Consider the following 11,813-nt stretch of genomic DNA (forward strand, 5'->3'; position numbering starts at 1 on the left):
GCGCGGCGCTGAGAAAACCGCGCAATCCGCGGCACGGGCATTGCTCTAGTGAAGGTACGACGGCCGGCGGCGTCACGCAGCATCGCGAACGCGCCGGCCGAACTCAACGTAGTCCTTCACAGGAGGCGATCATGCCCACCTTCACCCCCAGCAATATGCCCACGAGCCAAGGCAGCCAGGGCGCGCGCATCGTCGGCAAGGGCAGCGAAACGGCCGCCGGTCCCGGCCCCGACATCATGGCCGCCAGCACGCTCGACAGCAATCGCGTACTCAGTTCGGATGGCGAAGAAATCGGCAAGATCAAGGAGATCATGCTCGACGTGCAAGGCGGACGCGTCGCCTATGCAGTGCTTTCAAGCGGTGGTTTTCTCGGTATCGGCGACAAGCTGCTCGCCATTCCGTGGGGCGCGCTCACGCTCGATACGAGCCGCAAGTGTTTCCTGCTCAATGTGTCGTCCGAACGCGTGCGTAACGCGCCGGGCTTCGACAAGGATCACTGGCCCGCGATGGCCGACGCCAAGTGGGGCAGCACCGTGCACGCCTATTACGGCAGCGAGCCGTACTGGGAAGGCGTCGAACCCGTGGTGCCGCCGCGCGACGACATCGGGCATCACTGATCGCGTCTGATGACGTAGTGCATTCGGTTCGTTCACGCGCGGGCGCTGTTTTTCGATGCGCTCGCGCGTGATGTTGCTGATTGATTGCGTGAGTTAGTTTGCTGCGTTCGCGTCTGAAACTGACGCAATGGGTATGACAGGCGTCAGTGTCCCGTCGAGCGCCCACGTCGACACATCGCGCCGCGCGGGACAAGCGATCACGTTGATCGCGCGCTTGTTCTCCAGTCTGTTTTCCACTTCGCTCGCCGCCTCGCCGGAACCCGGCGGCGCCGCAAGCCAGCCGCGCTGTTCGAGCGCGCGCACGCGCTGCCGGAACGCGATCTGCAAGGCATCCGATTTCACCGACACCTCGCTCTGCCAGCCATCCGGCACGCACTCGGGACGCACGCGCCGCAACACCGCGTGATCCTCGTTGAAAATACGCAGATTGCGCGCGCGAAACCGCGCGTCGAGCAACGGCGTCTTCAGAAACGTGCGCCCCATCATCCAGTACGTGCGCGTATGCAGCGCATCCACCGGCACATGCGCCGACACGATATAGATCCGCCAGCCGTTCCCCAGCTGCAGTTCGAGCGTCGCGCACGGCCCGCTCAGATGAAAACCCGTTTGCGTGACGACTTCCACGTGCTCGCCGGTCGCTTGACGGCGCAGCAAGCCGCGCCGCACGGGCCGCTGCATCACGAGCTTCGCGTGGCCGCTCCACGCATCGGGCGCGCTCACTTCGAACGCGTCGATCTCGGGCCGATCCGGCGCGCCGAACGAGGTGCCGTGCACGAACGGCGCGTGCGCGAAATCGAGGCCGTTCTCGACGATGCGCTCCCAGTTCGCGTCCCAGTCGAAGGTGCCGTGAATCACGCGCACGTTGGCGTCGTCGGCCCAGGCGAGCGGCGGCAGCGGCGGGCGTTCGGCTTCGGGCAGATCGCCGAGAAAGGCCCAGATCCAGCCGTGACGCTCGACGACCGGATAACCGTCGACACGCGCCCGCGCCGGAATGCGCGCCTGCGGCTGCGCCGGAATATGCGTGCAGACGCCGTCGCCGCCATAACGCCAGCCGTGATACGGGCATTGCACCTCGCCGTTCACACGCTGGCCCGCCGCGAGCGACGCGCCGCGATGCACGCAGATATCGGAGAGCAGACGCGCCCGGCCTTCGGTGTCGCGAAACGCAACGAAGCGATGGCCGAGCAGCGTGACCGGCAGCAACGCGTCGCGCAGATCGGTCGACGCAGCCACGACGTACCAAAGATTTTTCAGCATGGGATCGGCAATTTTTTCAGCGTGAAAACGGGATCGATGTTGCGTTGCGGACGCGCCGCCGAAAAAAGGGCCAGCGCGTCACAGCGGCAGTCTAACCGCTGCGACGATTGCATGCCGCGTGCCACGCAGCCGGTGCGTTCATGCCGCCGGACTTCGCCGAATTACGTCGGCCAGCGCACGGAAAGCCGCGTATGAAAGCGCGACCCTGCGCATGCAGCATCCACACTCTCGCGACATCCCCACAATTCAATCGACGGCGCGCGCTGTGTGCAAAGCGCAACAGCTTCGCGCGCGGACCTTTTCAGGTACCGGAGTTGCGGCGCAACATGCAGTCAAGAAGCCGGGGCGGCGCGGCACCCGGCATGAATGCCCGAACTGACCGGACAAACCGGTTTTGCTCGGCGCTTCGTCGAGAGGGGCTCGCCCCTAGACTGGCCTTGCATTCAAACCAACAATGGGGAATGGCAATGGGCGTGACTAACTGGATCCTGGTGCTCGAATGTGCCTATATGGAATTTTCGAGCTGGCGCGGCAAGAACATCTATCGCCGCACGGTGGACTACGATCGCGTGGTGTGGTGTTGAGCGCGGCGCACGCGGCGCTTTAGCTGCGCCACGTTCGACACGCTCGACACATTCACGCTTCGCTCGCCGGATGAAACCCCAGGTAGTGCTGGGGCACCGGCAACGCTGCGGGCGGCGCGCTCAGCGCGTCGACGCAAGCGAGCGCATCGCGCGTGGCCTGGCGGTTCGATATCAGCGTCCATGAGACGCCAGTTTCGAATGCGTCGGCCGCTTGAAGCGCGCTTTGCGCCGCGTTTTGCATCGACGCATTCGCGGCGTCGAGCGCGGCGGCAATCGCCGCATCCATCGCTTCGCTGCCCGGCTTGACGATCACGAAACCCTCGTTGCCGAGCGCCGCCATGCGCACGCCGAGTTCGTCGCAGAGTGCGCGCTTGGCCGGCACGTCGGCCACATCCGAATGGCGGCGCAGCGCGATATCGGCCTGCACCGTCTCATCGACATAACGTCCCCCGATTTCGAATACCGGATAGCGCGACTCCCACGCTGGCGGCGGACAGCCCTTCGCGGACGGTGCGAACGGCACGAACGGATTCACTTCGGCGGGATAGATGCGGCACACGCGCGGCCGGTGATCGTAAGCGCCGCAGCGCAGATCGGGCAGCAGGTTCGGACACGGACCGTCGAAAGCGGCCACCACCATCGGCACGATACGCACGGGCAGCGTGCCGCTCATCGCCGCGAACGAGCGCGCGCGTTTGTACGCGGCATAGCCATCGTCGGCGGGCGGTTCGTCGAGCCACGGCAGCGCTTCGCAGAAGAGCTGCACGTCGCCGCCGTCGCGCAACCAGACGCGCGCCTCGGCCAGACTCAGGGGAATGCGCAGATCGTGGCAACAGTGGCCACACATCGTGCAGGAAAAGTGGGTAGACATCGTGATTGACTGCGGGGACCGGCGCGGCCCGCGCAACGAGAAACGTCGCGCTCGCCCGCACCCAGGCAGCCCATCCTAGCGCGTGCGCCTTACGAAAGGCTGTAAGCGCGTCACGGCGGTTGCTATGTCGATGTCGATCCGGATCGCCTCAAGCGGCGAGCGGCGCCTTCACCGATGCCTCCAGACGTTCGAGCAGACGCGCGCGCAACGCGTGGTCCGCGCCCTGCTCGCGGCGCTGCGCGCGCGGTTGCGTCACGGCGTAAACGTGACTCGTCGCGCGCGTGGCCGCGCCCTTCGCCGGTTCCAGCAGCACGACGCGGTCGGCGAGATACAGCGCCTCGTCGAGATCGTGCGTGACCACGAGCGCCGCCATGTCGTGCGCCTGCACGAGCGTCAGCAACAGGTCTTGCAGACGCATGCGCGTCATCGCGTCGACGGCGCTGAACGGTTCGTCGAGCAGCAGCAGACGCGGCTGCGTGTAGAGGCCGCGCGCGATCGCCACACGCTGCGCCATGCCGCCCGAGAGATGCTTGGGCCAGCGCGCGCCGTCGTCGGCGTGCAGGCCCACTTCTTCAAGCAGCGCCGCCGCGCGGGCCGCCGCCGCGCCGCGAGCCCGATCCGGAAAGCAGACGTTGTCCGCCACGCGCAGCCACGGCAGCAGGCGCGGCTCCTGGAAGATCACGCCCGCGAGCGGCGACGGTGCGCGCAACGCCTCGCCATTGAGCGAGACCGCGCCCGTGTAATCGCGATCGAGCCCCGCCGCGATGCGCAGCAGCGTGCTCTTGCCGCAACCGCTCGGGCCGAGCAGCGCGACCACTTCGCCGGGCGCGAGCGTGAGTCGCAGCGCGTCGAGAATCGGCCGCGCGCCATAACGTTTACTGCGGATGTCGAGATCGAGCAAAGCCGGGGCGTTCATGCGCGCGCTCCTTCGTGGACGGTGTCGCGCCACGCGAGCACGCGGGTTTCAAGCAGACGCATCGCGCTGTCCGTGAGCTTGCCGAACAGGCCGAGCAGCAGAATCGCGCCGAACACGATGTCGGGACGGCCGGTTTCGCGGCCGTCGCTGAGCAGATAGCCGAGGCCGCGCGTGGCTGCGATCAGTTCGGCGGCGACCACGAACATCCACGCCACCGCGAGCCCCGTGCGCAGGCCCGTGAAGATCTGCGGCAGCGCGGCGGGCAGCAGGATGCGCGTGAACAGACGCCACGGCGGCAGCCGGTAGACCGCGCCGAGTTCGACGAGTTTGCGGTCGACGTTGCGGATGCCGGACACCACGCTCAGATGCACGGGAAAGAATGCGCCGATCGCGACGAGCGTGATCTTCGGCGCTTCGTCGATGCCCATCCACAGCAGCAGCACGGGCACCCACGCGAGCGACCGAATCGCGCGCAGCGCCTGAAAACTCGGGTCGAGCAGCGCGTCGAGCCGACGGCTCAGGCCCATCGCCGCGCCCACCGCGATGGCGAGCGCCGCGCCGCAGCCGAAACCGACCGCCACGCGCGCCGTGCTCGCGGCGATGTGCAGCGCGAGCGGCGAGCCGCCCAGTTGCCAGAGCGCCTGAGCGATTTCGCTGGGCGCGGGCACGAGGTTGTCGGGCAGCACGCCGCCGCGCACAAGCGCCTCGATCAGCGCGAGAAACGCGAACGGCAGCAGCACGCCCGCGATGCGCCAGCGACGCGGCGCAGCGGCCGTTTCGCTTGCCTGCGCAGACGGTGCTTGCGCAGACGCGTCGTCAAGCAAGCCGTCCTGCCGCTCGCGCGTCGCGGGCAAGCTGGATACAGCAGACGCAGCGGCAGGCCGCGAAAGCGCGGGCGCGCTCAACTCGTCGATGGCCATCGCGGCGATCCCCTTCTATTGCGCCGACTGACGCTGCGCCGACGCCAGCGCCGACTCCGACGCGTGCGTATCGATCAGCGACTCGATCACCTGATTCAGGTTCGTGCCCGGTTTCACGAGGTTTTCCTGCGTGAGAATCGGCGCGGCGGCTTCGAGCGCCTCGATCTGCTTCGCGCCCGGCTGCGGCTGGCTGAAATCGTTGCGGCTCAGTTGCAGCTTCGCGACCGCGAGCGACACCTTGGAATCGTCCGCGATGATCTGCGCCGCTTCGTCCGGATGCTCGCCGATCCACACGCGCGCCCGTTCATACACCTTGAGTACGCGCGCCACGGTCTCCGGATACTGCTTGAGGAAATCGTCGCGCACGTTCAAAAACCCCCACGTATTGAAGTCGACGTTGCGATACAGCAGGCGCGCGCCGTTGTCGATCTGCGCGGCGGCCATGTGCGGATCGAGCCCCGCCCACGCGTCGACCTGACCGTTCACGAGCGCGGTGCGGCCATCGGGATGCTGGAGATTGACGATCTCCACGTCGTCGCGCGTGAGGCCCGCCGTGTGCAGCGCACGCAGCGTGAAGAGATAGGGATCGGTGCCTTTGGTCGCGGCGATCTTCTTGCCCTTCAAATCGGCGAGCGTCTTGATCGGCGAGTCCTTGCGCACGACCAGCGCGGTCCATTCGGGGCGCGAGAAGATATAGACGGTCCTGATCGGATTGCCGTTGGCCTTCGCGAGCACGGCTGCAAGACCGGCGGTCGAGCCGATATCGACCGCCCCGCTATTCAGGTATTCGAGCGCGCGATTGCTGCCGAGGCTCAGCACCCAGCGCACCTGTGTGTGATCGGGCGCGAGCGCCTGTTCGAGCCAGCCGTTGCGCTTGATGACGAGACTTTCGGGCGAGTAATACGCGTAATCGAGCTTGAGTTCGGCGGGCGCGGCGCTCGCGGCCAGTGCGGGCGTGGCCGTGGCGGCGAACAGCGCCAGCGGCGCGAACGCCGCGACGGCGCGCAGCGTTGTCGTCAAACGGCGCCAGAGCGGTTTGTGCCCGCTTTGGGATTCGCGCGTGGTCGGCTTCGAATCGGTGAAGATGGTGGTCGTGTGGTCTCGCATCGGCTTTCCCCTGTTTGTCTGGCTGCATGGGGAGGCACGTGGTGTGCCTCCCGAATTCGCCAAGCATAAGAAGCGCGGACGCTAGAACGAACCAACAATCGCTCAGATCGTAAGCAGCGAAAGGAATATCCGCGCGGCCGGGAAGACCGCGGGAAGAGTCGTCGAAAAAATCGCGGAAAACCCGCGCGCTCAGTCCACCGGAATCCACGCCGCCGTGGCCGCGTCGCTCACGCGGAACGCCGGGAATTTGACGCCCAGTTCGGCAATCGTGTGGATGTCGTTTTTCACGAGGTCGTCGCGCGTGACGAGCGTCGGCTTCACGACGATGTGATGCGCGAGCGGCTGCCCCGCCACGTCGAGCGCCGCCGCGCGCACCGACACCGCGCCCACCACGGCGGGATTGGTCGCCGCCGTCGCCACCCAGGCGCTGCCCGGCGCGCGGATTGCCTCGATGTCGGCGGTCGAAATATCGGCGCTGTAGATGCGCAGCTTGCTCGCGACGTTCGCTTCGTCGGCGGCGAGGCTCGCGCCGCGCGCGAACTCGTCGTACGGCGCGATCACCACGCGAATGTCCGGATGCGCACGATAAGCCGCCGCCGCCTGGTTCGCCACCGACTGCGCGATCGGATTGTCGACCGTGCCCCAGCGCGCCTGCTCGTGCACGCCCGGATGCGCCTGCTTGAACGCCTGCCACACGGCATCGCGGCGATCGAGCGGCGCGAATCCCGCCACGTAGACATAGCCCGCCGAGAACGCATTGCCGTTGTCCTTCACGGCCTGACCGAGCAGCAGCGTCGCGAGATCGTGATCGCTCTGCTCGATCTGCGGAATCTTCGGATTGGCGAGATCGACGTCGAAGGCCACGACCTTGATGCCCTTGTCGAGCGCCTGCTGCACCACGTCCTTGAGCGACTCCGGCAAGCCATGATTGACGATGATCGCCGACACGCCCAGATTGATCGCCTGCTGGATCTGGTCGCGCTGCTGCGCCGCGTCCTGACGCCCTTCGTAAATGCGCAGATCGATGCCGAGCGCCTTCGCCTGCTTCTGCGCGCCCGCCTCGTAAGCCTGGAAGAAGTCGCCTTCCGAGAGATAGTTGACGAGCGCGATCTTCACGCCGCCTTTGTCGAACGGCGGCGGCGCGCCCTTGAGCGTGGCGGCGTCGGCGGATGCGGCGCCGAACAGCGCGGCGGCGCTCAACGCGATGGCGCCGATGGCGAAGCGCGCGGTACGGGACATCGACTTGTTCATATTGCTCCTCTTGTTTTTCAGGTTTTTTCTATGTGTCGGAAGACGCCTGGCAGACCCCGAATTTCAGGCGCGCGCGTCGTTTTTTCGGCCGATGCTGAAGGTGAACGCCAGCGCCACCACCAGCAACGCGCCCTTGATGCAGTCCTGCAGGTAGTACGGTGCGTTCAACATCGTCAGGCCGTTGAGCAGCACGCCCACGAACACCGCGCCGATCACCGTCCCCGGCACGTTGGGCCGCTTCGCGCCCCACACCGCATAGCCGACGAGCGAGGCCGCCACGGCGTCGAGCAACAGCGAATGCCCCGCGCTGACGTCGCCGCGTCCCACGCGTGCGGCGATCAGCAAGCCGCCCAGCGAAGCCAGCACGCCCGAAGCCACATACGCCGCCACGCGGTAGCGCGCGGCAGGCGCACCCGCGAGCCGCGCCGCCGTTTCGTTGCCGCCGATCGCGTAGATCACGCGGCCCCAGCGTGTGGCCGCCATCACGACCGAGACCAGCACGGTGAGCGCCGCGAGCACCAGCACGGGCGCGGGCACCACGTCGAAGAAGAAGCGCGCGCGGCCGAGCGCGAGAAAGGCGTCGGGGAACGTGCCGCTCGCTTCGGTGCCGTCGGGCAGGATCGTGCCGGTGGCGAGCGAGCGTCCGCCCGTCGGAATCAGTTGCAGGCCCGCCAGCAGGAACAGCGTGCCGAGCGTCGCGAGTTGATCGGGCACGTGCAGCCGCGTGATGAGCGCGCCGTTGAACAGCCCCGCCGCCACGCCCAGCGCGAGGCACGCGGCGGCGGCTTCCCACGCGTTGCCGTGCCACACGACCAGCACATAGCTCGCAGCCATTTGCGCGGATGCCGCCACGCTGCCCACGGAAAGATCGAAGCCGCCCGCGGCCAGCGTGATCGTTACGCCAATGCCGAGCAACGCGACGATCGACACCGCCTGCAGGATGCTGAAGAGATTCGCCACGTTCAGGAACGCGGGTTCGCGCGCGGTGAACAGCACGACCATCGCGGCGAGCACGAGCAGCAGGCCGCTGCGTTCGAGCAGCACGAGCAGGCGGCGCGATAGCGGCGCGCTTGACGACGAGGCGCCCGAATGAGCAGGCGCGGCGAGCGAAGTGGAGGGATCGGTGACGAGCGGAGTGGCGGCGCTTTTCATGGTCGCTTGAAGTGTTATGACGATTCGATGGCTTCGGCGGTGTGGAGGGCTTCGTGTGCGCCCCGGTCGAGCGCGCCCCGATCGAAGTACACGATGCGGTCGGCGACCTCGTGCGCTTCTTCGAGATCGCTCACGAATACGAGCGTCGCGCGGCCTGGCGCTTCGCGGCGCAGCGTGGCCGCGATATCGGCGCGCGCGCCCGCATCCACGCCCTGAAACGGCTCGTCGAGCAGCAGCACGCGCGCGGGTTCGGCATGCCAGCGCGCAAGCAGCACCTTTTGCTGATTGCCGCCGGAAAGACGCGGCAGACGGTCGTCCGGGCCCGAACAGCGAATCCCGAACGCGTCGATCGCCGCGCGCGCGGCGGCCCGTTCGCGCTCGCGCGAGACGAACACGCCCCGGCTCCAGCGCGACAGAAACGGGAAGCCGAGCGTCCCCGCAATCGAGGCGAACGGCACGGCGTCGGGAAACAAGGACGTGCGCCAGCGGTCCTCGCCAGCGAGAAACACGCCCGCGCGGATTGCGTCGCCGGGCGTGCGCGGACGCCACGTCGCGCCGTCGAGCCGCATCTCGCCCGCGAAGGCCCGCGACGCGCCGAAGATCGTCTGCGCGAGCCACGACTTGCCCGCGCCCACCGGCCCGACGACAGCGACGATTTCACCATCGCGCACGTCGAGGTCGAAGGCGGCGGTGCGATCGGTGAGGCGCAGTTGATTCAACTGAAGAATTGGCTTGGCGTGATTTGTTTCGACATCCGAATCAATTCTGGCGGGCGGAAGCGGGCGGCCGATCATCGTTTCCAGCGCCGCGTCGAAGTCGATGGGCGCGGGCTGTTGCGCCACGACGCGGCCATCGCGCAACACCGCCACGCGCGTCGCGAGTCGGCGCAAGTCCGCCAGCCGATGCGAGACCAGCAGCACGGCCACGCCTTCGTCGCGCAGCGTATCGACGAGCGCGTGCAGTCGCGCGGCCTCGGCGGCGGAGAGACTCGCCGTGGGCTCGTCGAGGATCAGCAGACGCGGCCGTGTCGCGAGCGCGCGCGCCAGCACCACGCGTTGCTGCGCGGCGAGCGCGAGCGTGCCGAGCGGCGCGTCGAGATCGGCATCGAGACCCACGCGCGCGGCCAGTTCGCGAGCGCGCGCACGACGCGCGCCACGCGGCGCCCACCAGTTTCGTCCGCCACTCTTAACATCACTTCGAGCACCACTTTGAACGCCGCCCGACACGCCGCCGCACAGTTCATCGAGCAGCAGATTGTCGGCAATCGACGACGTGGGCACCACGGCATCCGCGATCGATTGATGCACGGTCGCCACGCCGAGCTTGCGCGCGGCGAGCGGCGAAGCCGGCGCGTAAGGCCGGCCGTCGAGTTGCATCGCGCCCGCATCGGCGCCCTGCACGCCGCTCACGATCTTCACGAAGGTCGATTTGCCCGCGCCGTTCGCGCCCATCAGCGCGACCACTTCGCCCGCGCCGATCGAAAAGTCCAGATGCGAAAGCGCGACGGTCGCGCCGAAGCGCTTGTCGATGGCGCGAGCGGAAAAAATCGGCGCGGAAATTCGGGGAGCGGACATACGGTCGTATCGGTCTCGCGGGCAAGGGATGGCGTCATCGTAGCGAGACGCGCAGGCCGGCCCAACGAAGCGATGCTCATATTGATCCGCCCAGCGCCGATAAGGCGGACGCACGCCGCCACCTCTGTTTTTACGTGCTTTTCTCCGTTATGACGCGATGCAATCAGCACAAATGCGCGCAGCCGATATCGATTCGAGAATCCGTTATTGGAGCGCCGCGACACGCATTTCTATACTGGCCCTTCACGCCATTCGAGGCCGCGGCCCGATGGAGAAACACGGAGGAACACACAATGACGACACCGCGATCCGCTCCCATTCAGCACCCTCACGACGCCACGCTCTCCACCGGCACCGACTATGAAACGCTCGCCGCGCGCTTTCGCCCGATCTTCGCCGAGATCGCGCGCGGCGCGGCCGAACGCGACCGCGAACGCATCCTGCCGCACGAGGCCATCGCCGCCCTGAAAGACGCCGGTTTCGGCGCGGTGCGCCTGCCCGTGCGCGACGGCGGCGCGGGCGCGTCGATTCCGCAACTGTTCCAGTTGCTGATCGAACTGGCCGCCGCCGATTCGAATCTGCCGCAAGCCTTGCGCGCGCATTTCGCCTTCGTCGAGGACTGGCTCAACGTGCCGCCCGATGCCGATCAGCGCGCGTGGTTCGACCGCTTCGCCAGCGGGCAGATCGTGGGCAGCGCGTGGTCCGAAGTCGGCGAAGTGGCCGTCGGCCAGGTGCAGACCAAAGTTTCGCAACGCGACGGCCGCTTCGTCGTGAACGGCGCGAAGTACTACAGCACGGGCACGATCTACGCCGACTGGATCGACGTCTACGCGCAGCGCGAAGCCGACGGCAGCGACGTGATCGCCGCCGTGAGCACGCATCAGCCCGGCGTGGTGCGCGAGGACGACTGGGACGGCTTCGGCCAGACCACCACCGGCAGCGGCACCACGCGCTTCAACGACGCCGTGGTCGAGCCGCGCAACGTGATCGACTTCGCGCGCCGCTTCAAGTATCAGACCGCGTTCTACCAGCTCTTTCACGTAGCGACGCTCGCGGGCATCGCCGAAGCCGTGCAGCGCGATGCCGCCGAACTCGTGCGCACGCGCAAGCGCGTCTACAGCCACGGCAACGCGCCGCACGTGAGCGAGGACGCGCAGATCCAGCAGGTGGTCGGCGAGATCGCTGCGTGGGCCTATGGCGCGCGCGCCGTCGCGCTGCAGGCCGCCGAGCCCGCGCAACGCGCCTACGAGGCGCGCTTCGGCGACGACGACGCGGCCGAGCACGCCGCCAATGTCGAAGCCGAAATCGCCTCCGCGCAAAGCCAGCTCACGGCGTCGGAGTTCGCGCTGCGTGCGGCCACGCATCTGTTCGACGCGCTCGGCGCGTCGGCCACCAGCACGCGCCTCGCGCTCGACCGGCACTGGCGCAACGCGCGCACGGTGTCGTCGCACAATCCGCTCGTCTACAAGGCGCGCATCGTCGGCGACTGGGCCATCAACGGCACCGAGCCGCCCTTCGTCTGGCAGATCGGCAACGGTCCGGGCCGTGGGAGCAAGTGAACGTC

The 11,813-nt window shown here is 67.5% G+C and carries 10 protein-coding genes; 2 read left to right on the forward strand and 8 right to left on the reverse strand.

The genetic code is table 11. The features are described 5' to 3' along the window. The first annotated feature begins 131 nt into the window (after positions 1-131). Entirely contained in the window at positions 132-617 is a 486-nt protein-coding gene (locus BMY06_RS11565) for a PRC-barrel domain-containing protein (RefSeq protein WP_231957715.1), read from the forward strand. Positions 618-710: 93 nt separating this feature from the next. On the opposite strand, the gene BMY06_RS11570 is transcribed toward BMY06_RS11565, so the two are convergent. The 8 genes from BMY06_RS11570 to BMY06_RS11605 all read right to left on the reverse strand — a co-directional run bounded on the left by BMY06_RS11570 (position 711) and on the right by BMY06_RS11605 (position 10,249). Beyond that, positions 711-1,874 (reverse strand): aromatic ring-hydroxylating dioxygenase subunit alpha, encoded by a 1,164-nt coding sequence (locus BMY06_RS11570; protein WP_074983208.1) that lies wholly within the window; start codon positions 1,872-1,874, stop codon positions 711-713. Between the two features lie 636 nt (positions 1,875-2,510). Beyond that, entirely contained in the window at positions 2,511-3,329 is an 819-nt protein-coding gene (locus BMY06_RS11575; RefSeq protein ID WP_074983209.1) for a YkgJ family cysteine cluster protein, read from the reverse strand. A 148-nt stretch (positions 3,330-3,477) separates the two neighbouring features. Beyond that, on the reverse strand, positions 3,478-4,245 hold the full coding sequence (locus BMY06_RS11580) for an ABC transporter ATP-binding protein (RefSeq protein WP_074983211.1): 768 nt from the start codon (positions 4,243-4,245) through the stop codon (positions 3,478-3,480). Next, positions 4,242-5,165 carry an ABC transporter permease gene (locus tag BMY06_RS11585; protein ID WP_080180252.1) on the reverse strand — a complete coding sequence of 308 codons (924 nt, stop codon included), beginning with the start codon at positions 5,163-5,165 and terminating at the stop codon, positions 4,242-4,244. Before BMY06_RS11585 ends, BMY06_RS11580 begins: the two co-directional genes overlap by 4 nt. A gap of 15 nt (positions 5,166-5,180) precedes the next feature. Then, on the reverse strand, positions 5,181-6,272 hold the full coding sequence (locus tag BMY06_RS11590; protein ID WP_080180251.1) for an aliphatic sulfonate ABC transporter substrate-binding protein: 1,092 nt from the start codon (positions 6,270-6,272) through the stop codon (positions 5,181-5,183). 189 nt (positions 6,273-6,461) lie between these two features. Then, entirely contained in the window at positions 6,462-7,523 is a 1,062-nt protein-coding gene (locus BMY06_RS11595; RefSeq protein ID WP_065063936.1) for a substrate-binding domain-containing protein, read from the reverse strand. A 63-nt stretch (positions 7,524-7,586) separates the two neighbouring features. After that, the gene (locus BMY06_RS11600) at positions 7,587-8,675 is read right to left on the reverse strand and encodes an ABC transporter permease (RefSeq protein ID WP_065063934.1); all 1,089 of its coding nucleotides are present in this window, start codon (positions 8,673-8,675) and stop codon (positions 7,587-7,589) included. Between the two features lie 14 nt (positions 8,676-8,689). Then, positions 8,690-10,249 carry a sugar ABC transporter ATP-binding protein gene (locus tag BMY06_RS11605; RefSeq protein ID WP_173816785.1) on the reverse strand — a complete coding sequence of 520 codons (1,560 nt, stop codon included), beginning with the start codon at positions 10,247-10,249 and terminating at the stop codon, positions 8,690-8,692. 317 nt (positions 10,250-10,566) lie between these two features. Between BMY06_RS11605 and BMY06_RS11610 the strand changes: the two genes are divergently transcribed. Then, positions 10,567-11,808: an acyl-CoA dehydrogenase family protein gene (locus BMY06_RS11610; RefSeq protein ID WP_124263157.1), complete on the forward strand. Its 1,242-nt coding sequence runs from the start codon at positions 10,567-10,569 to the stop codon at positions 11,806-11,808. Positions 11,809-11,813 lie beyond the last annotated feature (5 nt).

This window comes from Paraburkholderia tropica (assembly GCF_900109265.1).
Lineage (GTDB): Bacteria > Pseudomonadota > Gammaproteobacteria > Burkholderiales > Burkholderiaceae > Paraburkholderia > Paraburkholderia tropica.